This window comes from Natranaeroarchaeum sulfidigenes, from assembly GCF_017094485.1.
Taxonomy (GTDB): Archaea; Halobacteriota; Halobacteria; order Halobacteriales; family Natronoarchaeaceae; genus Natranaeroarchaeum; species Natranaeroarchaeum sulfidigenes.
Map to the genome: position 1 here is coordinate 2,864,937 of NZ_CP064786.1, position 23,231 is coordinate 2,888,167.

At 64.3% G+C, this 23,231-nt stretch carries 26 protein-coding genes and 1 pseudogene; 13 read left to right on the forward strand and 14 right to left on the reverse strand.

What is annotated here, in order from left to right; translation table 11 throughout:
• Positions 1–37 precede the first annotated feature (37 nt).
• The 4 genes from AArcS_RS14905 to AArcS_RS14920 are packed head-to-tail and all read right to left on the reverse strand — an operon-like array spanning position 38 to position 2,516.
• Positions 38–406, reverse strand: coding sequence for a rhodanese-like domain-containing protein (locus AArcS_RS14905; protein ID WP_238478205.1), 369 nt, complete (start codon positions 404–406; stop codon positions 38–40).
• 38 nt (positions 407–444) lie between these two features.
• Positions 445–1,443 (reverse strand): DUF7972 family membrane protein, encoded by a 999-nt coding sequence (locus tag AArcS_RS14910; RefSeq protein WP_238478206.1) that lies wholly within the window; start codon positions 1,441–1,443, stop codon positions 445–447.
• A 41-nt stretch (positions 1,444–1,484) separates the two neighbouring features.
• Complete coding sequence (locus tag AArcS_RS14915; protein ID WP_238478207.1) at positions 1,485–1,628, reverse strand: transporter; 144 nt, start codon at positions 1,626–1,628, stop codon at positions 1,485–1,487.
• A 39-nt stretch (positions 1,629–1,667) separates the two neighbouring features.
• The gene (locus AArcS_RS14920; RefSeq protein WP_238478208.1) at positions 1,668–2,516 is read right to left on the reverse strand and encodes a PspA/IM30 family protein; all 849 of its coding nucleotides are present in this window, start codon (positions 2,514–2,516) and stop codon (positions 1,668–1,670) included.
• A gap of 52 nt (positions 2,517–2,568) precedes the next feature.
• On the opposite strand from AArcS_RS14920, the gene AArcS_RS14925 reads away from it, so the two are divergent.
• Positions 2,569–3,168, forward strand: a complete 600-nt coding sequence (locus tag AArcS_RS14925) for an alpha/beta hydrolase (protein WP_238478209.1) — start codon at positions 2,569–2,571, stop codon at positions 3,166–3,168.
• Between the two features lie 67 nt (positions 3,169–3,235).
• Positions 3,236–3,727: a transcriptional regulator FilR1 domain-containing protein gene (locus AArcS_RS14930; RefSeq protein ID WP_238478210.1), complete on the forward strand. Its 492-nt coding sequence runs from the start codon at positions 3,236–3,238 to the stop codon at positions 3,725–3,727.
• A gap of 158 nt (positions 3,728–3,885) precedes the next feature.
• On the opposite strand, the gene AArcS_RS14935 is transcribed toward AArcS_RS14930, so the two are convergent.
• Positions 3,886–4,263 (reverse strand): universal stress protein, encoded by a 378-nt coding sequence (locus AArcS_RS14935; RefSeq protein ID WP_238478211.1) that lies wholly within the window; start codon positions 4,261–4,263, stop codon positions 3,886–3,888.
• Between the two features lie 260 nt (positions 4,264–4,523).
• Between AArcS_RS14935 and AArcS_RS14940 the strand changes: the two genes are divergently transcribed.
• The gene (locus AArcS_RS14940) at positions 4,524–5,765 is read left to right on the forward strand and encodes a KaiC domain-containing protein (RefSeq protein WP_238478212.1); all 1,242 of its coding nucleotides are present in this window, start codon (positions 4,524–4,526) and stop codon (positions 5,763–5,765) included.
• On the opposite strand, the gene AArcS_RS14945 is transcribed toward AArcS_RS14940, so the two are convergent.
• Both AArcS_RS14945 and ubaA read right to left on the reverse strand, forming a co-directional pair.
• Positions 5,762–6,733, reverse strand: coding sequence for a succinylglutamate desuccinylase/aspartoacylase family protein (locus AArcS_RS14945; protein ID WP_238478213.1), 972 nt, complete (start codon positions 6,731–6,733; stop codon positions 5,762–5,764). The two genes, AArcS_RS14940 and AArcS_RS14945, sit on opposite strands and share 4 nt — an antisense overlap.
• Positions 6,734–6,793: 60 nt before the next feature.
• Entirely contained in the window at positions 6,794–7,618 is an 825-nt protein-coding gene (gene ubaA / locus AArcS_RS14950; RefSeq protein WP_238478214.1) for an SAMP-activating enzyme E1, read from the reverse strand.
• A 100-nt stretch (positions 7,619–7,718) separates the two neighbouring features.
• Between ubaA and AArcS_RS14955 the strand changes: the two genes are divergently transcribed.
• From AArcS_RS14955 to AArcS_RS14970, 5 genes are all read left to right on the forward strand, one after another.
• On the forward strand, positions 7,719–8,039 hold the full coding sequence (locus AArcS_RS14955; RefSeq protein WP_238478215.1) for a rhodanese-like domain-containing protein: 321 nt from the start codon (positions 7,719–7,721) through the stop codon (positions 8,037–8,039).
• A gap of 196 nt (positions 8,040–8,235) precedes the next feature.
• Complete coding sequence (locus AArcS_RS14960) at positions 8,236–8,424, forward strand: HVO_0416 family zinc finger protein (RefSeq protein ID WP_238478216.1); 189 nt, start codon at positions 8,236–8,238, stop codon at positions 8,422–8,424.
• A gap of 161 nt (positions 8,425–8,585) precedes the next feature.
• Complete coding sequence (locus tag AArcS_RS16020; RefSeq protein ID WP_445668770.1) at positions 8,586–8,744, forward strand: DUF7563 family protein; 159 nt, start codon at positions 8,586–8,588, stop codon at positions 8,742–8,744.
• Positions 8,745–8,795: 51 nt separating this feature from the next.
• Positions 8,796–10,640 (forward strand): UvrD-helicase domain-containing protein, encoded by a 1,845-nt coding sequence (locus AArcS_RS14965; protein ID WP_238478217.1) that lies wholly within the window; start codon positions 8,796–8,798, stop codon positions 10,638–10,640.
• A 4-nt stretch (positions 10,641–10,644) separates the two neighbouring features.
• A complete protein-coding gene (locus tag AArcS_RS14970) occupies positions 10,645–11,787 on the forward strand; it encodes a M24 family metallopeptidase (protein WP_238478218.1) in 1,143 nt (380 codons plus the stop codon).
• Positions 11,788–11,790: 3 nt separating this feature from the next.
• Here AArcS_RS14970 and AArcS_RS14975 read toward each other — a convergent pair whose 3' ends face one another.
• Positions 11,791–12,051 (reverse strand): DUF7533 family protein, encoded by a 261-nt coding sequence (locus AArcS_RS14975; protein ID WP_238478219.1) that lies wholly within the window; start codon positions 12,049–12,051, stop codon positions 11,791–11,793.
• A 265-nt stretch (positions 12,052–12,316) separates the two neighbouring features.
• Here AArcS_RS14975 and hmgA point away from each other — a divergent pair, with 265 nt between their 5' ends.
• Positions 12,317–13,528 (forward strand): hydroxymethylglutaryl-CoA reductase (NADPH), encoded by a 1,212-nt coding sequence (hmgA, locus tag AArcS_RS14980; RefSeq protein ID WP_238478220.1) that lies wholly within the window; start codon positions 12,317–12,319, stop codon positions 13,526–13,528.
• Between the two features lie 17 nt (positions 13,529–13,545).
• Here the strand turns inward: hmgA and ygfZ are convergent, their stop codons facing one another.
• Both ygfZ and AArcS_RS14990 read right to left on the reverse strand, forming a co-directional pair.
• Positions 13,546–14,634 carry a CAF17-like 4Fe-4S cluster assembly/insertion protein YgfZ gene (gene ygfZ / locus AArcS_RS14985; protein WP_238478221.1) on the reverse strand — a complete coding sequence of 363 codons (1,089 nt, stop codon included), beginning with the start codon at positions 14,632–14,634 and terminating at the stop codon, positions 13,546–13,548.
• A gap of 66 nt (positions 14,635–14,700) precedes the next feature.
• A complete protein-coding gene (locus AArcS_RS14990) occupies positions 14,701–14,997 on the reverse strand; it encodes a DUF6432 family protein (protein WP_238478222.1) in 297 nt (98 codons plus the stop codon).
• 106 nt (positions 14,998–15,103) lie between these two features.
• Here AArcS_RS14990 and AArcS_RS14995 point away from each other — a divergent pair, with 106 nt between their 5' ends.
• Together AArcS_RS14995 and AArcS_RS15000 are read left to right on the forward strand one after the other, a co-directional pair.
• Positions 15,104–15,976, forward strand: a complete 873-nt coding sequence (locus AArcS_RS14995; RefSeq protein ID WP_238478223.1) for a DUF7093 family protein — start codon at positions 15,104–15,106, stop codon at positions 15,974–15,976.
• A 39-nt stretch (positions 15,977–16,015) separates the two neighbouring features.
• Entirely contained in the window at positions 16,016–16,408 is a 393-nt protein-coding gene (locus AArcS_RS15000; protein ID WP_238478224.1) for a DUF5611 family protein, read from the forward strand.
• 21 nt (positions 16,409–16,429) lie between these two features.
• Here the strand turns inward: AArcS_RS15000 and AArcS_RS15005 are convergent, their stop codons facing one another.
• The 3 genes from AArcS_RS15005 to AArcS_RS15015 are packed head-to-tail and all read right to left on the reverse strand — an operon-like array spanning position 16,430 to position 19,440.
• Positions 16,430–17,626, reverse strand: coding sequence for a DUF418 domain-containing protein (locus AArcS_RS15005; protein ID WP_238478225.1), 1,197 nt, complete (start codon positions 17,624–17,626; stop codon positions 16,430–16,432).
• Positions 17,627–19,069 (reverse strand): ribonuclease FAU-1 family protein, encoded by a 1,443-nt coding sequence (locus AArcS_RS15010; protein WP_238478226.1) that lies wholly within the window; start codon positions 19,067–19,069, stop codon positions 17,627–17,629.
• Positions 19,066–19,440 carry a DUF7532 family protein gene (locus AArcS_RS15015; protein WP_238478227.1) on the reverse strand — a complete coding sequence of 125 codons (375 nt, stop codon included), beginning with the start codon at positions 19,438–19,440 and terminating at the stop codon, positions 19,066–19,068. The genes AArcS_RS15010 and AArcS_RS15015 overlap by 4 nt, the downstream gene beginning before the upstream one ends.
• Before the next feature lie 169 nt (positions 19,441–19,609).
• On the opposite strand from AArcS_RS15015, the gene AArcS_RS15020 reads away from it, so the two are divergent.
• Both AArcS_RS15020 and argS read left to right on the forward strand, forming a co-directional pair.
• Entirely contained in the window at positions 19,610–20,077 is a 468-nt protein-coding gene (locus AArcS_RS15020; protein WP_238478228.1) for an HTH domain-containing protein, read from the forward strand.
• A gap of 48 nt (positions 20,078–20,125) precedes the next feature.
• Positions 20,126–21,883 carry an arginine--tRNA ligase gene (gene argS, locus AArcS_RS15025; protein ID WP_238478229.1) on the forward strand — a complete coding sequence of 586 codons (1,758 nt, stop codon included), beginning with the start codon at positions 20,126–20,128 and terminating at the stop codon, positions 21,881–21,883.
• 450 nt (positions 21,884–22,333) lie between these two features.
• Here argS and minD read toward each other — a convergent pair.
• Positions 22,334–23,188: pseudogene (gene minD, locus AArcS_RS15030) on the reverse strand (cell division ATPase MinD); the annotation flags it as partial.
• Positions 23,189–23,231 lie beyond the last annotated feature (43 nt).

The following is a 23,231-nucleotide window of genomic DNA, read 5'->3' on the forward strand; positions in this document are numbered from 1 at the left end:
ACCGATAGCTCCGGCGGTCGGTGAAAAAAGCGTGGCGCTACCGGCGCAAACTCCAGATCAGGGATCGCAGTTTGTATCCGAGCGAGCCCGACTGGTAGCCGTTCCAGCCGCTCATCCCGCCCGCGAGCGTGGTCGCGTCGTAGCCCTCATCGGTCAGGATTCGCGTTGCTCGCTTCGCGACGACGCCCATCTTGCACACGACGACGATCTCCTCGTTATCGGGCAACTCCTCGAGCGCCGCGCGGAACGACGACTCGTCGCCGCCGCGGAGTTCGTCGTAGACGGGGATGTTATGGCTCCCATCGATCGCCCCCGACTGGTAGGCAGTTCGGGGCCGAATGTCGAGGACGAACGGGGCGTCGTCGTCGAGTCGGTCGTCCAGCTCGTCCGGATACGTGGGTGACACGGGCGACAGTAGAGCGTGGCCGAGCAAAAACGATCCGACTACGTCGTCTCCCGATCTGTCTCCCGGAGCACGAACGGTCCCATCGCCAGCGTTCGCCTGGCGACACTCAGGATTCGCAAGACGTAGACGATGAAGACGACGAACGGAGCGATTCCGACGGCAAAACCCGCGCTCGTGAGCCAGACGAGGTGATCGACGCCGAGCGTCGCGCCGGGGACTGCCGCCGCGTCGACGTACATGATCAACCCGCCCATCACGACCAGCGCGGGGATCGAGACGTACAGCATCGCGCGGGACAGCTCGATCAGCTCCCACTGGAAATACAGCGTCTTGAAGTGTTCCCGCGCCGGACCAAAGAGCGTCAGGTCCTCAATTAACTCGTCGAGTGCGTCGTGGGAGTGCTCATCCAGCATCTCCCTGTGGGCCTCGCGGAGCCGCCGTGCGTGGTATAGCTGCAGCGAGTAGTCGAACCGCAGCGCTGCCCGGATGACGTCGAACGTCCCGAACTGGGCGTCGTCGAGAGCCCCGGTCACCGCCCCGGTTCGATCGACCAGCCGCTGGACGTACTCGTCGATCTCGGTCCCCGACGGCGTCGTCTCGTCGAGTGTCCGTGCCTGACGCTCGATCCCGTCCAGCAGCTCGGCGAGAAACGCGGCTGGCTCGGGTGAGCTGATCCCGACCCCGACAGCGCGCTCGACGTCCTCGCGGAACGCCATCGACTCCTCCATGCGTTCGCGCTGGTCGCCGACTGCACCTAGCTCCTGAGCGAGCACGAGCTGGCTGATCGTGACGACGATCGAGGTCCCCGTGATGATCGCACCGATAAAGGCGGTGAAGAGAAACTGGACGCCACCCTGCTCGTCGACGATCCGGGCCAGCGGCGCGAGTTCGAGCAGGCTCGCGGCGACGAGCGTCGCGAACACCGCACCCAGCACACAGGCGGTCAGGAGCCACCGATCAGTCGTCAGTAAAACGCTACTGCGGAGCCCGTTTTCGTCGCGACTCCCACCGAGTGAGCCAGGATCGCGCTCTTCCATCTCCTGTATACTGTCGATCTGACAGCACAAAAACAGCCAGTCTAGAGACCGAACAGCCGAAGGGCCACTCCGAACAGGAGCAACAGGATTCCCCCGATGAGCCCGATTCCGGGAATCGGCAGTGGGATTGGCACGAGCGCGATCAGGACGCCGAGGCCGATCAGTATCGTCGAGAGTCGAACCATATGGCTACTGGGGTCCGAAGCCGGAAATACCCCGGTTGATCAATTCTCGTCGTCCCGGAGCTCTTCGAGCTCCTCGTCGATCTCCGGGTCGGCGAGTTCGGCCTCGACATCGACATCGTCGTCGAGTTCCGTATCGAGGTCCGGCTCCGCGATCGACTGGGCATCATCGGACGTGGAGTCACTCTCGGTCTCTTTTCCCATATCTGCTTTCAGCGTATCGAGTTCGGCCTCGACAGTCCCCTGTGTGTGGACGTCTTCGAGTTCGCGTTCGAGGTCGCTCTTGTCCGAGAGCTGGTCTTCGAGGACGCCTTCCTCCTGTAGTTCGTCAAGTGCTGCGGAGCGAGCCTCCAGTTCCTCGGTGTTCTCCTCGGCGCGCTCGATCGCCCGGCTCACGTCGCCGAACTGGTCGCCAGCTCCCGTGACGGCTTCTGAAACGCGCGCGCTCGCCTCGGCGGCCTCGTGGCGGGCCTTGATCGTCTCCTTTTTGGTGCGGAACTCCTCGATGCGCTGCTGGAGGGTCTCTTTCTGTTCGACGAGCCCGTCCTGTGTGTTCTGGAGGTCGGCGATCTGCCCCTCCAGCTCCTCGATCTGGGTCATCTTCGTCTTCTTTTTCTCGAGGGCGCGGCGGGCCAGATCCTCGCGGTCCTGTTTGACCGCCTGTCGGGCCTGCTCGTTGTGTTTCTCGACGTTGTCCTCGAGTTTGCGCTTTTGCATCTCCAGACGTTTCTTCTGGGTCGTCAGGTCGGCGATTCCCTTCTTGACGTCCTGGAGCTCGTCGCGGAGCTGTTCGTACGAGTAATCGAGCGTCTCACTCGGGTCTTCGGCCCGGTTGAGGAGGGCGTTTACCTTCGACCGGATAACGTAGCTGGCGCGCGAGAGTACTCCCATACCTCTTGTGTGTACCGCGTGATTAAAAACATCATCGACGTAACCGGAACGTATGTCGGAATCGGTGCTCGTGCCCGGCGGGCGCGACGTTCGGGCATCGCTCGATCAGGACGGTGGTGCGAGCGACGCAGTTGTGGTCGCCTGTCCACCCCATCCCGAACACGGCGGGAGCCGTCACGACGCCAGACTGACCGCCGTCTCGGACGCGCTCGTCGGGAGCGGGGTCGACTGTCTGCGCTTCGATTACGGCCCGTGGGATGAAGGGCGCGGCGAGCGCGTCGACGCCGAGAACGCGGTCACGTGGGCCAGCGACCGGTACGATCGGGTCGGGATCTTTGGGTACAGCTTCGGCGCGACGATAGCGCTGCTCGCGGGCGCCGAGGTCCGGGTCGACGCCGTCTCGGCGCTCGCCCCGACCGCTGCACTCGGCCCGGAACTGGACGCCACCGCTGCACTCGAAGCGATCGGTTCGCCGGTACAGGTCGTTTACGGCGCGCGGGACTCGACAGTCGAGTGGGAGCCAGTCGTCGAGCGCGCCCGGGAACTGGGCCACTGCACCGACGACCTCGCCGCCGACCACTTTTTCGTCGGCCAGCACGGGACGATTGCCGAGACGGTCGTCTCGTTTCTCGGCAAGGCTCTCACGAAGTGATTTCCCACCCCGGCAGCCCACACTCGCCAACAAGGTTTCAACAGTGTGGGAGTACTAGTCCCGATAGATGCCTCCGAAAACAGCCCTCGTCGGTTTTCTCGAACACACGCTCGACACCAGTCTCGACAAACTGGAGGCCACGACGACGATCACGGGACCGGAGCCGACACCCGCCGAGCAGTTGCGCTCGCTCGTCGTCGACGCCGACGCCGCGGTCGGCGTCCTGCCCACGCTTCCCACATCCCTGCTTGATTCCGCGGGTGGTATCGACGGCCTGCGTGCCTCGGTCGTCCTCACGGGCGCGGCCCGCGAACGCCTCGACGGCCCAGCGCTCGCGGTCGTCGAGTCCCGCCTGACAGATACGTCGGTCACCCTCTATAGCCACGACGGGGACTCACCGGCCGGACTCGTCTTGCTGGACGAGACCGCCGTCTGTGTGGAGTTCGACACGGCAGGCGAGCCGACCGCACTGGTCGTGAGTCGCGCGCCGGAGCTGCGGGCGTGGGTCGCCGAGACCTGCAGCCGGTATCAGGATGAAGCCGACGTGTTGGTCGGGTAGCGATTTCGTGGTATCTCCGGGCATGAGCCCACTGCTACAGTATTCGAAGTAATACACTACAGTATGTGAAGTCATATGCTACAGTCTCCGAAGCGAGCAGCAACAGAAGCGGTATGCATATCTGCCGGATGTGTCGGCAGGGCAGGCGTGAAATCGGTCTAGAGTGCCTCCAGCGGAACCACGACGACCGGTATCGAGGACTGCGAGAGGAGTTCGGTAGCGACGGAGCCAGCCCTGCTATCGCTGCCGGGTTCGCCGCTCCGGGGACCGATAATCAGTTCGTCGACATCGTGATCGGTGGCACTGGCGAGCAACTCCTCGGCCGGATCGCCAGTGCGCTGTTCGGTCACGACATCGGCGATGGCGCCGAGCCGAACGGTCGCGACGTTGAGCGCCTCACGGCCGTCCCGCGTGTCGTCCTCCGCCGACTGGACGTGAACCGCGACCACGGTATCGGCGGCGTCAACACGCGCCTCCAGATAATCACAGGCGCTCGCGGTGGTATGGACCGAGTCCGTGCCGAGAAGATAGTTCATGTGTGATGTTCACACACCCGTCCCCCGTAAACCCGCCGATGCGTTCCGGGAACTCGCCGTACAACCCGTCGATCGGAGCAAAGTTAATCAGGTATCGGTGTCTGGATGGGGATAGTACCGCACCGAGTGCCGGTTACCAGCGTCGTCTCCGAGAATGAGTTACCTGATCAAGCCCGAGCAGGACCGTCCGTCCCACGTCCACGACGAATGTCGTGCAGCGACGGCCATGCTGTTCGGGTCGGGACCGGCCGGTGATCACGATGGGTGACGACGAACCGGCGGAAGACTGGTTCGAACAGGACGCCGACGACCAGACAGACGACCTGTTCGTGGGGGAATGGGCTGTCGAAGCCGAGGACGACACGGATGGAGCTGACGGGGAGGGAACAACAGAGGAGAGCGACGCCGAAGGCACCGCCGAATCGGACGCCTCGACGGAGTCCACCGAAGCCGCCGAATCAGACGCCTCAACACCGTTCGACGAAGCCGCCGCCGACCTCGATGCGGCATTCGAGGACATCGCGGACCAGGACGATACCGGCGAGGAGTACGGGTTGATACCGCCCGCAGAGACGGTGCCCGAACTGGAGAGCGACGAGTCACCTGGCGACGACACCGGCGAGGGACTCTTCGATCGGGGCTTTGGCGAAGCCCTCGAGAGCGCTCCCGACCTGCCGACTGACACGACCGACGACATCGACGACGACCTCGGTGAGGAGTTCGACTTCGGCGGGGAGTTCGACATGGGAACGGACGACTTCGAGACCCTCGACAGCGGAGGGTTCGATGAGGATCCCGACTCCGATATCGACCGGATCGTGCTCGGCATCGAGGGCCTCGATGCGATGATTCAGGGGGGCGTCCCCGCCCAGTCGCTAATGGTCGCAATCGGGAGCGCCGGAACCGGCAAGACCACGCTCGGCCTGCAGTTCCTCGACGAGGGGCTTCGCAACGGCGAGCGGGGCGTCTACATCACGCTGGAGGAATCACGGCAACGCGTCATCCGGAGCGCGACCGAGAAGGGGTTTGCCTTCGACGAGTATGCCGACGCGGGCGACCTCGCCGTCGTCGACATCGACCCCGTCGAGATGGCAAACAGCCTCGGGAGCATCCGGAGCGAACTCCCACGGCTGGTCGACGAGTTCGGTGCCTCCCGGCTCGTGCTCGATTCGGTCTCTCTCCTGGAGATGATGTACGACGAACGGGCGACGCGACGGAACCAGATCTACAATTTCACCAAGAGCCTGAAGAAGTCCGGCGTCACGACACTGATGACAAGCGAAGCCAGCGAGGAAACGGCCTACGCCTCCCGGCACGGTATCGTCGAGTATCTGACCGACGCCGTGTTCGTGCTCCGGTATATCCGGCCCTCGGACTTCCGGGAGACACAGATGGCGATCGAGATCCAGAAGATCAGGGACGCAAACCATTCGCGAGAAACCAAACCGTACGAGATCACCAGCGAGGGGATCAACGTCTACCGGCAGGCCAACATCTTCTAGTCGACGACGGCGATTCCGGCGAGTCGATCCCCGACGGTAACTGTTGCTTCCCGTGTGAGCGCGTAGAGTACACCTGCACGGTCAGTACGAACGGTCTGGAGCCGTTCGTACGTCGTCGGGTCGTACACCGTTCCGAGCGTCGCACCATCCGGGAGCCGCTCCCCGAGTTCGTACTCCGAAGTCACGCGAAACAGCCCCGATGCAGTGGCGTCGACGTTGCCGAGGTGGTTCCGCGCCTCTCTCGTGTCACCGTTTCCGACCGGTGACCCGGACAGGATGTCGAGCGCACGGAAGACGTTGAACAGCCCCGTCACGCCGGTGTCGATCGCCGACTCGACGAACTGTTTGTTATGCGCCAGCTCGGGCGTGATCGCCGGAATCCCTTCCTCGGCCGCGGCGACCCGTAGCTTCCCACCAAAGCCGCGCTGTTGCCACTCGTCGGGCGTGTCCTCACCGGCCGGTTCCGCCAGTAGAAGGTCGGTACCGAATGCTTCGGCCAGCTCCCGGGATCGCTCGTCACCTGCGGTGTAGACGACGTGCGGTAACATCTCTGGACTGCCGGTGTGCAGGTCCACGACGAGATCCGCATCCGCCGCGTACGCCCAGAGTCGAGCGGCCATCCGCTGATGAAGTGTCCCTGCTTCGCGACCCGGCCAGACCCGGTTCATATTCGGGTTGACGCTGTCCAGTTGCTCGGGCGTCGTGTAGGACACCCGATCGAACGTGAGGGGATTCGCGACCGGGACTGCGATCACCGTGCCAGCCTGTACGTCGGCGGTGAGTCGGTCGTGGACCCGACGAAGTACCTCGGTACCGTTGATCTCGCGGCCGTGCTGGGCGGCCTGCACGTAGACCATCGGCCCCGACTCGACGCCCTCGTACCGGTGGACCGTTGTCGAGATCTCGGTGCCCGAGGGAAGCCGGGCCAGCGTCACGCGCTCGGTCGTGTGCCCGGGACTGTCGTCCATACCTGATCCTTTGTGAGCGCGACAATAGACCTTCGGCCCGGTACACCGACCCCTGCCGACTCACTCCGCGCCGATCGAGCACGTCTCGACGTACTCGACGTCGTGGACGGTTTCGATCTCGGGGTTCTCCCCACAGACCGGACAGTCGGGGTTCTTCCGGATCTCGATTTCGTCAAACTCCATGGCCATCGCGTCGTAGAACAGGAGTCGGCCATCCAGCAGATCGCCGTCTCCGAGGATCATCTTCACGGCCTCTGTCGCCTGAATGCAGCCGACGGTGCCGGGCAGTACGCCGAGTACGCCCGCAGTCGCACAGTTGGGCACCATCCCCTCGGGCGGCGCTTCGGGGAACACACAGCGGTAACACGGCGACTCCTCGTCGGCGGGGAACGTGGTGATCTGTCCCTCGAACTGGAAGATCGCACCGTGCGTGAAGGGGACGCCCGCGAGCGTGCAGGCGTCGTTAACCAGATAGCGCGTCTGGAAGTTGTCGCTGCCGTCGACTACCAGATCGTAGTCGGCGATCAGCCCGTCGACGTTCTCGGCGGTGACACGGAGATCGTGTTTGACGACATCGACATCGGGGTTCAGTGCCTCGACGAACTCCGCGGCGCTGTCGACTTTCGGCCGTCCGACGTCCGCATCGGCGTGAATCACCTGCCGCTGGAGGTTGGACCGCTCGACGACATCGTCATCAGCAATACCGATTCGGCCGACACCCGCCGCGGCGAGATACTGGATAATCGGCGCTCCTAGCCCGCCAGCACCGATCACGAGCACCGAGGCGTCGAGCAGGCGTTTCTGGCCCCCCGGCCCCACGTCGTCCATGATGACGTGTCGGGAGTACCGGTCCAGCTGGACCGGATCGAGGTTCAGATCGGTCATACCAGAGGGTACGAGAACGAGCCGAATAAACGGGACGGTCGAGCCAGTAGCTGGGACCCTGTCGAAGCCCTTTACTCGAATCACAGCGAACTCCCTTCCAATGGTCGAGGATATCGCGCCCGAAACGGTCTCCGAGAAGCTCGAAAACGGCGACGACCTGCAGGTCATCGACATCCGACAGCCGCCACAGTTCGCACAGGGACACATCCCCGGCGCGGAGAACATCCCGTTTCCCGAACTCCCCCAGCGCGTCGACGAGCACGACTGGGGCGACGAGATCGTCGTCGTCTGCCCGATCGGGCAGAGCTCCCAGCAGGCCGCCCGAATGCTCGAATCCTACGAGGGCGTCGACGAGGACGCACGCGTACTCAATCTCGAAGGCGGATACCGGGACTGGGATGGAGTGCTCGAAGAGGCCTGATCGCTATTCTATATCGCCGTATCTGGTTTGCCCACCGGCCTTCCTGCGGATAGAAGACAGAAAGAGGTTGAGAAATCGCCGCCAATATACGGATAGTTGCACGTTCATCCACTGATGACTTCATTTGCGAGAAGAGTTGGCAAGACCTGCAGCGCCACCAACCTTTATTAGCGTGGTGTGTGAACACATGTCGTGTATGGCGTCCGCACCCAACGATGCCGGTGACGACCTGATCGACAACTTCCTTTCGCGAAACGGTCACGAGACAGAACCCGTAGGATGGGAGCGGAACTATAACAAGTTACAGTGCCCCGAATGTGGCGGTCTCCACGATCAAGAGGCGTCCAGTTGCACCGTCTGTGACTGGACGCCGGGCCGGAGGTAGCGACGTATACAACAGAATATTTTTCGAACCTGACGAGACCCCTGGAGCGTCTGGAACGCGCCCCAGAGGGCTTTCGATCCGTAAGGCGTGACGTTAATTCTTAAAAACAGATCGCCAGCAAAATTATATAGGTGTGTTCCTCACGTTAGTCTGGGAGAACTATGCCACACTGTCAGAACTGCGATTCGTTTGTCACGGTAGACTATGCCCGAGTATTCACACCGCGCGGTGTCGACGAGCCGCGAGTCTGTCCCCAGTGTGACGATCTGATCCGGGAGGGCAACGACGTCCGTAAAGCGCGCTCCTCACGGGGGAACTGACCCCGATAGAAGCCACGGGGCTTATAATCGTTCGAATCGTGTAACTGTGTAATGACTGCAGCCGAAACGCACGTCACCCGTCTGTTCGGTGGTCCCGGAAGCGGGAAGACGACGGCGCTTCTCGACCGGGTCGAAGATCTGCTCGAGGACGGGACGGTGAGCCAGCGTGACGTGCTGGTCGTCTCCTACACCCGTGCTGCCGCCGCCGAGATCCGTGAGCGGCTGGCCGAACGTCTCGATGAGAACCCGCGGGCGCTCAAGGGCAACGTCTGTACGATGCACGCGAAAGCCTACGAGCTGCTCGATCTCTCCCGGAACGATGTCGTCGGCGAGTCCGACAAGGAGGAGTTCTGTGACGAGTACGGCATCGAGTTCGAGGACGAGTACGGTGGCGCGGGCCGCCGCACCGCCCGCTCGACGACGCTTGGCAACAAGATTATCGCGACGAGCCAGTGGCTCCAGCGCACCCGCCGTGACGTCGCCGACTGGTACGACGTCCCCTTCCAATGGGACGTAGAGGAAGTTCGGCTACCCCCCGACGTCGACCCGAACGCACAGGAGGGTAACAAGTACACGCCGACGTGGCCCAGCGACGACGACCGCGTTGACGTCCCCGAGGTGATCCGGGCGTGGCGCAACTACAAGGGAGATCAGGGCATCGTCGGCTTCGCCGACATGCTCGAACGCGTCAAGCAACGTTCGCTGCTCCCGAACGTCGACCATCTGGTGATCGACGAGTTTCAGGACATAACGAAACTCCAGTACGACGTCTACGAGGAGTGGAAGCCGTACATGAAGAAAGTACTCCTCGCCGGGGACGACGACCAGGTCGTCTACTCCTGGCAGGGGGCCGATCCCGCCCTGTTGCTCGACGAAGAGGTCGACGAGGACGTCATCCTGCCGAACTCCTACCGGCTGCCTTCGAACGTCCTGAACGTCGTCAACCGGGAGATCCGCCACATCGACCAGCGTCAGGACAAGGATCTCAACCCACGCAAGGAAGGCGGGATAGTGCAGGCCGAGGAGAGTCCGTCGATGCTCGATATCGTCCGTGAGGTCCGGGCGACGGTCGAGGAGACCGACGACGAGACGGTGATGTTGCTCTTCCGGGCGCGCTATCAGATGTTCCAGTTCATCGACGAGTTCATCACCGAGGGGATCCCGTTCAGCGTCCTCACCGACCAGCGGATGTGGACCGATCGGCTCACCCAGTTCGTCCGTGCGATCGAGGCGCTCGATGCCGACGAGCCGATTAACGGGCTCGAAGCCCGACGTCTGGCCGATATGCTCGCCGACTCCGCGTTCGGCTCGAACGATCGCGATGAACTGTTCGACGCGATCGAGGAACGCGAGGAGGAGGCCGGTGTCGACGACATCGTGAACCTGACGATCGAACCCGAACTGATCGGCGAACACGTCCCGTTCATGCCCGGTCCGAAGTCGGCCGCGGATATGTCCCGCAAGGTGACGAGCTTCCAGAAAAAGAGCGTCACCGCCTACTTCGCGGTCGGCGAGTATCTCGGTATGGACACCGAGCGCGTCCGGCTGGGGACGATCCACAGCGCGAAAGGTCGCGAAGCGGATCACGTCTTCGTCGCGACCGACCTGACCGAGAAGGTCGTCGAGCAGATGGCAGCGACGGTCGAGGACCCGACCGACGTGCCGGGCTGTGAGGAGTTCACAAAAACGACCAGCCCCGTGCCGACCCTGACCGACAACGAACGCCGCGTCTTCTACGTCGGGATGAGCCGCGCTCGCGAGCGGCTGGTCATCATGGAGAATCTGGTCAGCGGCGCGCCGACGCTGCCGATCGACGTCTTGCTTCACAACGAGCCCGACGAGCGACCGGTCGACGAGTTACTGACGGACGCGCTCGAACCGATGGAAGCGCAGTAACCGGATGCACGGCGACCCCCCGCTATCGATTCCACCCGCGCACCCGGACTGGCTCGACGCCGAGCTACGAGAGCGCGACGCCACCGCGTTCGTCCACGTCGGAAGTGGGTCGATGCTGCGATATCTCACCGGCTACGAGGGCCACGCGACTACCGTATTCGTATACACACCCGATGCGACAGTGCTCTGTGTCCCGCAGACCGTCGAGTCAGTTCCCGATAGTCCCGAACGGGTCAGGCGGTTCGACGCGCGACAAAAGCACCCAGGACAGGTAGCCGTCGACGTGCTCGACGAACTGCTGGAGTCCCGCGTCGAGACCGTTCTGACACCGCCAACCATCCCACACGACGCCGCCCTCTATCTGTCTGCGGAGTACGAACTCGCATCGACGGACGCCATCGAACGCGCCCGCCGGGAGAAAGCCGAGAGCGAGCGAACCCGGATTGCGGTCGCACAGGGCGTCGCCGCGACCGGACTGGACCGGGCCCGCGAGGTGCTTGCGGCAGCCGACCGATCCGGCGACCGACTGCTGTGGGAAGGTGACGTGTTAACGACCGGGCGCTTGCGGGATGCGATCAACACCGAAATAGCGACCGCTGGCGGCGTCCCCTGTAACGGGACGCGGATCGGCGTCGGTGGGCCGCCAGAATCGACACGGACAGACGTGGCGATCCCACCAGCGACAACTATCGCAGTGTCGGTCGCCCCCCGAGAGCCGGAGGGCTATCACGGCCATCTCACCCGGACGCTGGTCGTGGACGGCGACGGCGGTTGGGAGCGGCGCGCCCACGTCGCGGTCACCAACGCCCGTTCCGCAGCGCTGGCGACGCTCGACGCCGGGGCGGGCGTCACGACCGGCGAACTGCACCGCGAACTGGTCGCCGAACTCGGCGCGTACGGCTTCGATCCGTCGCCGGAATCTGGTGACGTCATCGCGAACCTCGGCCACGGCGTCGGGCTCGATCCACGGGAGCCCCCAGCCGTGGACGGTACGACGGAGCTCTCGGCCGGGACGATACTCGCAGTTCGGCCCGGACTCGCCGACGCCCAGCAGGGCTACGTGGCGCTGGGTGACGTTATCGTCGTCGAGGAAGACGGCGTTCGAAGGCTGGTCGAGTATCCGCTGTCGATGGAGCCGGGGAGTTGAGCGTTACTTGCCGTCGGCGGCGTCCGGCTCGGTCTCCTCGGGATCCCTCATGAAGCGCCCGACGGTCTTTTTCGCGACGATCGAGGGAATATCGAAGGGAGTCGTGATGAACCGCTCGGCGAGCACCATTACCACGCCGAGGGCGACGAAGAACAGTCCAATCGTATTTCCTGCGAGATAGATGTTGGTTCCCGCATAGACCATCGGGATAGCGACCGCGAGCGCGCCGACCATCGTCAGCGACTCGAAAAACCCCAGTTTCATTGTATCGGCGTAGGCGAGGCGCGGCCAAAAGGACACCGACCGATCACGATATTAGGCGATGGTCGGTGGATTGGTTTAACTGCCGGCCCGAGACGCGACAGAACGTACCGGCGACCGGTGTGTTCGATCACAGTGGGACCGTCTTTACTTCGAATTTATAAGTAATACACTTCGAATTCTGTAGTTTGTTTTGACGGGATGGACTTGCCGACATAACCGCCCACAAAGAGCAACTGTTAGGGGCCGGGCGACACTCTCCCGAACTATGACCGACGCTGCCGACCTCGCCGACCGCGTTCAGGACGGCGACCTGCGCCTGTACGAACTCGAAGAGCACGCGGATCACGAGACCGCCGCGACCGCCCGCCGGCTGCTGGTCGAGCGCGAGACCGGAGCCGATCTGTCGGCCGTCGGCCAGTACGCCTTCGACGCCGCCGACGCCGACGCGAACATCGAGAACGCCATCGGCGGCGCACAGCTCCCGATGGGCGTCGTCGGCCCGGTCGAGGTAGACGGCGGGGCCGCCGCGGGCGAGTATTATCTCCCGCTCGCGACGACCGAGGGCGCGCTGCTGGCGAGCGTCAACCGTGGCCTCTCGGCGATCCGCTCGGCGGGCGGCGCGCAGGCCCGCGTCACGAAAAACGGGATGACCCGCGCGCCGGTCTTCCGTGTGCAGGGTATCGTCGAGGCGAAGGCAGTCGTCGAGTGGGTCGAAGAGAACGTCGACCGCCTGCGCGAGGCCGCCGAGTCGACGACGAACCACGGCGAACTACTGGACGTCGAACCGTACGTCGTCGGCGATTCGGTCTACCTCCGGTTTGCCTACGACACGAAAGACGCGATGGGGATGAACATGGCGACGATCGCCACGGGCGAGGCCTGCGAACTCGTCGAAGACGAAACCCCGGCTGATCTCGTTGCGCTCTCGGGCAACCTCTGTTCGGATAAAAAGCCCGCCGCGATCAACGCAGTTCAGGGCCGTGGCCGGAGCGTCACCGCCGACGTGGAGCTGGATCGTGAGCTCGTCGAGGAGCGACTCGGCACGACGCCCGAGGCCATCGAGGAGGCAAACACCAGAAAGAACCTCGTCGGCAGCGCCAAGGCGGGCAGTCTCGGCTTCAACGCCCACGCCGCGAACGTCGTCGCCGCCGCCTTCCTCGCGACCGGCCAGGACGCCGCACAGGTCGTCGAGGGCTCGAACGCAATCACGACGATCGAGGAGCGCGGCGACAGCCTCTACGCCAGCGTCAGCATCGCCAGTCTCGAAGTCGGGACTGTGGGCGGGGGAACGAAACTCCCCACGCAGGCCGAGGCGCTGGACGTGCTGGGGGTCCGCGGCGGCGGCGATCCCGCCGGTTCGAACGCCGACGAGCTCGCCGAGATCATCGCGGTCGGCGCACTCGCCGGAGAGCTCTCCTTGCTCGCGGCGCTGGCGTCCCGGCACCTGTCGAGCGCGCACGAGGATCTCGGGCGGTAGGGAAGACTACGGACCGACTACTCGTAGCTCGGTAGCCGCGCTGACCGGTCGCTCCCCTCGACGAACGGAAGCTCAGTGATCGTCGCCGAGACGTCCTCGCCATCGACTCGCACCGTGAACTCCTCGGCCTCGGCGGCGTCGACCCCGACCAGCGCGAGCGCGATGGGCTGGTCGATCAGCTCGGTCTCGGCGGCACGGGTCACTTCGCCGGCCGAGGCGTCACCGTCGAACACCGCCGCACCGGTCGCGGGCAGAGCCTCGCAGGTCAGGCCGACGAGTCGCTTGCTCGGCCGACCGCGGTTCTCGACGCGGGAGACGACCTCCTGGCCGACGAAACAGCCCTTCTCGAAGTCGACGGCGTTGCGAAGTCCGAGCACGTTCGGAACGGTCCCCGCGAGTTCGGTTTCGAACAGCGGCGTCCCGGCTTCGAGCGTCAGCGTCTCCCAGCTGTCGTAGCCGAAGGGGGCAGCGTTGAGCCCGTGGTTCAGCAGGGTATCGTAGACGTGTTCGGCCTCGCTGGCGGCACAGACGACCTCGTAGCCGTCCTCACCGGCCAGCGCGTCGGTACGGATCACCGTAACACCCGCATCGCCCATCGAACCCCGGACAAAGGAGAGGGTCTGATCCGGCGCTCCAGTCTTGTTGAGGACGCTTGCGACCTTTTCAGTCGATTTCGGGCCGTGGAGGCCGAAGACGGCGAACTCGTCGGTCGCCACGTCGATCTCGACGTCCTCGATGAACGTCTTTCCGCGCCACTCCTCGGCGAGCGGTTCGGCGCGCTGCGGTGGGAGAAAGAGCAGCAAGCGTTCGCCCGCGTTATAGACGTACATATCGGTCTCGATGCCGCCCTGTGGATCGAGTACGAGCGCGTAGGTTCCCTCGCCGTTCTCGGTCGGGACGGTGTTCGAGACGACGTTGTCGACGTAGCTCACACGATCGTCGCCCTCGATCGTGAGGACGCCGTATGCCATCTCGATCAGGCCGACGCCGTTGCGGACCGCGCGGTGGGTTCGAGCAGGGCGGCCGAAGTGACGGACGACCTGGCGTCCGCCACGATCGCCGAAGGTAGCGCCGTGGTCCTCGTGAACGGAACGGATGACGGTCATTGTCCGTACTCGGGCCTGTGATCGAAAAAGATCAGCGGTTCTGGCACGGGGACGGTACGAAGAAGCTCAGAACGGCAGACGTTCGCGTAACTCCTCGAAAAACGACGTTTCGTCCGTGTCGGCTGTCGTCTCCGGAATGACGCGCTCGTCGGCCCTGATCACCGTGCGATTGCCGGACTCCTCGACCTCGATGAGTCCGTCGGCTTTCAGCGATTCGAGCGCGTCTTCGAGGTCGTGGATGCTGACCTCGGCGTGGGACCGTAGCTCGAATACGGTCATCCCATCCTCGTTTCGGTCGACCAGCGCATCGAGCACCGCGACCTCGACTGCGGGTCTGTCGCGGAACTCCGGCCGTGCCTTCATACCCGATACATACACCCCACCCGCTTTTATCCTTACCTTCAGCGCTCGGCGCGAGAACCACTCGTTGGCGGCAACTTTTTACGGTCCGGTTGGGTAAGCGTGGACAATGGCTCTCAGGTGTTCGCTCCTCGGACACGCCTACGGCGACAGCGAAGTCGAGCGTGAGCGCGAGGAACAGGGGAACGAGGTCGTGGTAACGATCCGGGAGGAACAGACGTGTGCCCGCTGTGGCAAAACCAGACTCGTCAGCGAGAACAAAGAGGTAACGGCGATCAGGGAACCCGCCGACGAGTCGGAAGATCAAAAGTCAGCTGCAGGGACGGCCGACAAGGGCGTCTCCGTCGACGCCGACGGGGACGAACCTGAAGATATCGCTGACTCCGCCACTGAAGCGGTCGAGGCCGGGGAAGACGGCCACGACGCCGAGTTCGTCGAGGAGGGGCCCGACGACACCGGCGAGGTGCCGGCCGCGACGCGGGAGGCCGGAACCACGACGGACGACGAGAGTGAGGAGATCGATCCGGTAGAAGACGATGCCGTGATCCTGGATGCGGACGACGAATCCGACGACGAGCAGGAGCGTGATCGCGGACACGGCGAGTGGCCCGACTCGGACGACGTCCGGGCCGACGAACCGGGCGGCGAAGACTGGCCGTCGGTCGACGGCGAAGACGAGGGGTTCGACGCGGAGGGCGGAAGCGGCGAGCCCGAAGACGTCGAGTTCGGGGGCGGGCTGCGTCCCGAATCGGGGGGATCGGGGGAGGAGGGCGAAACCGTCGTTGAACGACCCGAGGGCACTACCGAAACGACCTTTACAAGCGTCGACAGTGCGCCGACGCCGGTCGAGTCAACCGGTAGCGGCGACGGATCACAGTACGTCTGCCCGGAGTGTGGCTTTACAGCACCGGGTTCGGGGAGTTCGCTTCGGGCAGGAGACATCTGTCCCGAGTGTCGCAGCGGCTACCTCGCGGAGCGATAAACGTAACGGGTAAATCAACGCCGACCGATTCCATCAAGCATGAAAGAGTACAAGATGCGCCGCGGCGAGTATCTCGAAGAACGTGTACCGGATATGGAAGCCACCGTCGAGGAGTACTTCGGTACGGTCGACGGGACGGAGGAGTTCAAAGGGAACGACCTCTATGTCGTCAGTGATCCTGATAATCCCGTGTTCGAACGAGTCGTCGCCGGAACCGCCGAGTACGGCAGCAAGAAAGACAAGCTCGCAGTCCATTTCGAGGAGCGACCCGCCGAGGAGGTCATCGCGGAGGGCAACGCCGACGCGGCCGCCGACGCCGTCGACGCGAAAAACGAATTCCTGCTCGAAGCCACCGGCCGGGACGCCAAATCCCGCCGGGAGTCGATGAAGCGGCAGGTCGAGGACGATCCAGACCACGATTTCGAGGCCTGAGCAACGGCACCCGGTGAGTGGTTATTTTCTGAGTGGTTCACGCGTCCGGTAGGTGAGAGTGCGCCAGACCCACTCGACTGGGCCGAACCGGAAGTAGCGGAGCCAGAGCACGGAGAGTACCACCTGCACTGTCCAGATGACCAGGACGATTCCCAGCAGCTCGACCCGTTCGACGTGGCCGAAGAGTCCGAGACCGTGACCGTAGAAAATGAAGGTCGCCGCGGCCGTCTGGAACAGGTAGTTCGAGAAGGCGGTGCGACCGACCGCGGCGAGCCCCCGCGTCACCGGCCCGTCGGGACGCCAGCCCGCATAGAGGAACACGAGTCCGAGGTAGGCACACGCAAGCAGCGGTGCGCCCCAGTAGTTGAACTGCCGCCAGTACAGCGCCGCGTCCGCCGACCAGTCCGTTGCGGTGATGAATGCGACACCCGCGAGGATCAGGGAGAGTCCAGCGACTGCCCCGACGACCACGAGTCGCCGATAGAACCCGGTCGATCGCCCGCCGGTAAGGACGTCGAGCCGGAACAGCCCCATCCCGACGAGCATCAGTCCACTGACCCGCCAGAACGAATAGCTGAAAAACCCGGATGTCTGTCGCTGGAGGGCGGCGGAAACGCGGTGGTCGAGCTGCTCGCGCCAGCCGCTCCGATACGTCTCGACTTCCGCCTGAATGGTGCTCCTTGCGGGGTTCCACTGGGCCGCGATGTCGGCCCCGGGCTGGAGTGCAACGAGTAGTTCGAGAGCGGATGGAACGGCAAAGAGCGCCACCCCAGCCAGCAGCTGCTTGGTCGCCTCCCAGTGCCGCAGCGTGACGACCCACAGCGCGCTCAGCCCGTACGCGACAAGGATGTCGCCGAACCACAGCAGGTAAGCGTGGGCCAGCCCGATGACGATCAGCCAGAACGTCCGACGGTAGTACAGCGTCCGGGCGTTCTGTCCCTTGCGCTCCTTACTCGTGGTGAATAGGACGATCCCTGCGCCAAAGAGCATGGTAAACAGCGCGATGAACTTCCCCTCCGCGAAGACGTGGGTGAGAAGCCACGCGTAGTAGTTCGTGCCGGTGAAATCGCCGTAGATAGTAGGGTTAAGCAGGACGTCCTCGGGCATCGAAAAGACCCAGATGTTGATCAGCAGGATGCCGAGCAGGGCGAAGCCGCGTAAGGCGTCGAGCGCGACGATGCGGTCCTCGGGCGGCGTGGGACCGGAGCTGTCACTCATTTACAGGGCGTTCTCCACGGCAGCGGCGACGCTGCGAGCCTTGTCAGCGAGCGCTTCGGTGACGTGGCCAGCCTCCACGGCGGCGGCGAGTTCGTCCTCGTCGACGCGCTCGACCGATCCGTCGGGGCGTTTGATCACGTCGACGTGCAGGTCGACATATCGTGCACTCTCCGGAAACAGTTCGACCGGCGTGCAGATGTTGACGTACGTTCCCTTTCGCTCGCCGTCCTCGCCGCGGTAGATCGTGGGGTACCACCACCGTCCCTCGACGAGTTTCGTGATGGCGACATCGCCGCGCACTCGCTCGGTCCCGAGCGCGTCGTAGGTTCCCGGACTCCGCATCTTCCGGCGGAGGGTCACCCGGTCGCCGTCGATCGCGGTGACCTCGCCGCGGCCGAGCTGGATGAGTCTGCCGTCGGGCTTGCCGTGACCGAGACCGATCCGATCGCCCTCCCGTGGACCGAACTGGTCGGCGACCGCGGTGAAGGGAAACTCGCCAGTCGGCTCGCAGACGGCCTCGACGAAATCGACCGCGTCGCTCGCTGAGCGGTCGCCCGCCTTGATCCGGTGATGTCCGGACATGGTCGTCGTGACGTCCCGGCGAATCACGTCGAGTTCGCTGCGTGACTCCCGGCCGAACCAGCACCACGCGGTCGCGTTCGGCGCCGCGATCCGGGTGTCGGCCTCCGGCGTATCGGGAGCATCGACGAGCGTGTCCTCCAGCCGCTTTGCACGGTCGGCGGTCCGGTCGAGCGCGTCGCCGAGCGTGCTGATCTCGGCGTCAGCGGCGGCGCGCTCCCAGCGGATCCCCCACCCATCGGGCGGATCGACCGGTAGCATCTCCGTGGTACGGACGAGTTCGGTGCCGCGCTCGCCGCGTACGTCCGCCCGGACGTCGCTGCGGTCGCGTGCAAGCGAGACGAGGCCGCCGCCGATCTCGATGGCTGTGCTCACCTGCGGGCGGCGGTCGGCCCACGGTGGAGCAGCCTCGTGGACCTGTACGCGAACCTGATCACCGTCGTCGACGTAGCCATCTGCGTCGTCGTATGGGAGAAATCCCTCGGCGTTGATACCGTGGAACGGAACGCTATCGAGTCGGGGGGTGGCTGGCTCGTCGAGCGCGACGACCGCGCCGCTGCCGAGCGCGTCAGTGACGTAGGCGTCAAAAACCGCGCCAGCGGGTGCTGGGTCGGCCCAGATGAACGTGTCGCGGGCGGGCCGCAGATCGTCGAGGACGGTCGCGACCGCGTCGATGGGCCCCGACACACCGATCCCCTGCCGGTCGTCGGTATCCGTGATCCACACGTCCCGCGGGGCCGCGTCGAGGGGGACGTCGAAGCGCTCGCGAATCGGCGGTGACGCCTGCACGACCTCGTGTCCCGCGTCGAGTAGTCGCCGCGTAAGCCCAGTCGTGTAGATTCCCCGGATCCGAACCCGCGTCATAGCCGCTCTCGCGAGCGAGCGAAGCGAACGCGGTCGTGGACCGTCGGACCGAGCGTGAGTTCGACCAGACCATCGTCGAGGATCCGACCGTCCTCGACGTACGCGCCCCAGGTGTCGAAGCGGAGCCAGCCGCGCATCTCGGCGGCGTGGGTCGTCAGGTCGAGGTATTCCACGGAGTGTTCGGGGAACTCGGCGGTGCTGTGGGCCATCTCCATATCGGAGTAGACGGTGTCGGCGTCGGCGAAGAAAGACTCCAGTTCGTCGGCTGTCTGGCGGGTAGAGTCGACGACCGCCTCGGAGGTCCGCTTGAGGTCGTCAACGTCGAGACCGGCCTCGCGCAGTGCGTCCTGTGTGCGCTGGTTGAAATGCATACGACTTCGTTAGCGGGCCATCGTTTTCAACGTGACGCGAGAGCCGGAGCTATCGAGAGGCAAGACACTGTCCATAATCGAACAGTTCGTTTCACCGACCGGTCGAGAAAAATAGAGGTCGGGAAAGGACTTTACAGGGACCTGTGGTAGTGATGTGCAGGGGGAAAATATGGACAACGAACAGCTTCGAGTCGAGGTGTATATGCGCGGGTTCACGCCGGACGCCACACAGCGCCAGCAGGAGGCGATACTGGATCGACTCCACGGGCTACAGGAGGCCGGGATCGTCGACGAGGTGACGGTCACCCACTGGAGCCGGAAAGTCTGCTTTCGACAGGGGAGTCGTGGGGGGCTCCCCGAAGAGGTGGCGCTGTACAGGGAGTTACAGCGTGCGATGGACGGGACCGACCAGTCCGTCGATCGATTCTTTCGAGTACGGCGAGGGGCCGCCGGTCGGACGGTGATGTTCCTGCCTGTACTCTGTCTCGTCCTCCGCGAGGGCGACCGGTTGCGCGGGGTGTACCCCTGTGATGACGCCGAAACGACCCACCCGGTCATGGAGTGTGTGCGGGCACTCGAAAACGGACGGGCGGTCGAGGACGTTCCGGGCGTCAGGCCCGATCCGACGCCGGTCTGAGCGGGAGAACTCGTCAGTCCTATATCCGGCGCTCGAATAGGTGGGCACATGTTCCTCTCTATCCGCGACGAAGTGGCCGACGCGCTGGCGAGCGCGCTCGACACACTCGACCTGCCCGACGACGATCTGGGTATCGAGGAGCCGCCCGAGGACGTCGACGCCGTACTGGCGTCGAGCGTCGCCTACCGGCTGGCGGGCGAGGTCGGCGCACCGCCACCGAAAGTGGCCGCCGACATCGCAGACGAGATCGACGCCGAGGAGTACGAGTATATCGCCGCCGTCACGACGCAGGGACCGTACGTCAACGTCCTGCCGAGTGATCGGTACTTTGCCGACACGCTCGACGCAGCCCAGTCCGACGAGTTCGGCCGTCTCGACGACCGCGAGACGAGCGTCGTGGTCGAACATACCAGTGCCAATCCGACCGGCCCGGTCCACGTCGGCCGGGCGCGTAACCCGATCATCGGTGATGCGCTCTGTCGCGTCCTCGATTATGCGGGCTACGACGTCGACCGGCACTACTACGTCAACGACGCTGGACGACAGATCGCCGTCTTCACGTGGGCCTACGAGCGCTTCGACGAGGCCGACCTGCCCGAACCGGAGCGTGAAAAGCCCGATTACGAGTTCGTCCGCTACTACCGCAAGGGCAACGCCTATCTCGACGACGCACCCGAAGACGAGACCGAGGCCGCCGAAGCCGAAATCGAGGCGATCATGCAGGGCCTGGAGGCGGGCGACGAGGCGACCTACGAGCGAGTAAGCGAGGTCGTCGACAGCGTCCTTTCGGGGATGCAGGAAACGCTCGGTCGCCTGCCAGCCGAGTTCGACGAGTTCGTCAAGGAAACGCGGTTCATGCGCGACGGCTCGACCGACGACCTCGTCGAGCGGCTCAAGCAACTCGATCAGGCGGTCTACGACGAGGAGGCCTGGCAGCTGGAGCTCGACGGGTACGGCATCGAGAAGAACCTCGTATTCCTCCGCTCGGACGGCACCAGCCTCTACCCCACGCGCGATCTGGCCCACCACGAGTGGAAGTTTGACAACTACGACCGCGCGGTTACCGTGATCGGCGAGGACCACCGCCTCGCCTTCGAGCAACTCGACGCCGCGCTCGATCTCCTGGGCAACGACACCGACCAGCTCGACCAGCTCTTTTACTCGTGGGTCAACCTCCCCGGCGGCGAGGGGATGAGCACCCGCGAGGGGACCGGGGTCGACCTCGACGACCTGCTCGACGAGGCGGTCGACCGCGCCCGCGAAGAGGTCGAAGACCGGCTGGACGACCGCATCCGCGACGACGATCTGGACGAAAACGATGTCGATCGGATCGCCCGTCAGGTCGGTATCGGTGCAGTGCGGTACGATATCGTCGCCAAGCAGCCGACCAAATCGATTACGTTCGAGTGGGAGCGCGCCCTCGATTTCGAGGCGCAATCCGCTCCCTACGTCCAGTACGTCCATGCGCGCTGTTGTGGTATCATCAGCGAGGCAGCTGCTGAACCGGCCACTGACGTCGATCCCGATCTGCTTGAGACCAATGCGGAGCGCGATCTCCTCCGGACGATCGCCCGTTTCCCGGCGGTAATCGAAGAATCCGCCGACGAACTCCACCCCCACGTGGTCGCAACGTACACCCGCGACATCGCCGAACGGTTCAACGTCTTCTACCGCGAGTGTCAGGTGCTCGGCGAGGACGTCGACCCCGAGGTGCGCGACGCCCGTCTCGCGCTGGTTGCCGCCGCAAAACACGCGGTCGCCAACGCACTGGACGTGCTCGGGGTCGAAGCGCCGGAATCGATGTAACTAGAACAGACCGCCGAGGAACCCCTTCCCCTCTTTTTCGTCGTCTTTCCCATCCGCGTCATCGTCGTTTGTCTCATCCTCGGGCAGTTCCGCTTCGTCACTCTCCTCGGTGTCGTCGTCTGTACCATCGTCGTCCCCAGCAGCCGCCCCGGCCCCGGAATCGCCGCCCCGGAACGGTATCGCCTCGTCGTCCAGTTCGGCCGATGAGTCGGTCTCTTCCGCATCGTCTTCGGCGTCGGGGATCGTCACCCCCTCGTCGTCGCTCGACGCGCCACGGTCGAAGCTCTCCGAGGGATCGTCGACTCCCGCGGTGGCCGCTTCGACAGCGTCGGTTTCAGCCTCGACAACGGCGTCGTCGTCCGCGTCGTCCGCCGCGAGGTCTGACACCGCCTCTCCGTCGTCCTCGTCCAGCGAGAGGTCGAGATCTTCGTCGGGCAGGTCGTCCGCGTCGTCAGTCTCGGTCTCATCAGCCGCGTCGTCGACGTCCGAAAGAGCGTCCGAGACATCGGTCGCCGAGGCTGGTTGCTCGGCATCGGCCCCGTCTCCGGAGTCGTCCGTCCCTTCGGAGGATGCCGTGGTCGCGTCGGAGTCGACAGCATCCCCAGCAAATGCAGCAGCGAGGTCACGGTAGGCTGTCGCGGCGGGTGATTCGGGCGTGTTGACGACCAGCGGCGTTCGCGCGTACACACTGTCCCGGACCGCATCGTCCTCCGGGATCGTCCCGAACAGTGGGATATCGAGTCGGGCCGCAATTTCGTCGTAAGAGACGCTGTCCCCGGCTCTGGTTCGGGTGAGTACCAGTCCTGCCACATCTCCCCCCGAGCGTTCGGTGAGATCGATCGTCTTCTTTACGTCCTGGACGGACGCCGGTTCGGGCGTCGAGACGAGGATCGTCTCGTCGGCGATGCCGAGGGGCAACACGGACTCGTGGCTGATCCCTGCGCCGACATCGAGCAAAACGTAGTCGAACTCCTCGCGCAGTCGGTCGATCACGTCGCGCAGTCCGGTCGCCTCGGTGTCTGCGAATCCGGCGAGTTCGGTTCCGCTGGGAATCGCACAGATCCCCGCTGCGACCTCGTACGTCGCCTCGGCGATCGTCGCCTCACCGGCGAGTACGTCGTGTAGCGTCGGCCCGTCGGGCGAGAGGTTGACGAATCCGGCGAGATTGGCCATCCCGAGGTCGGTGTCGACTATTGCAACCCGGTGGCCCGCCCCCGCCAGCGTGGTCCCAAGGTTGACCGTAGTCGTGGTCTTTCCGACCCCACCTTTGCCGCTTGCGATAGCATAGACTGTTGTCGAAGACATTGGTTGGTATATGGCAAACACCCGTGCGTAATAAAACATCGTG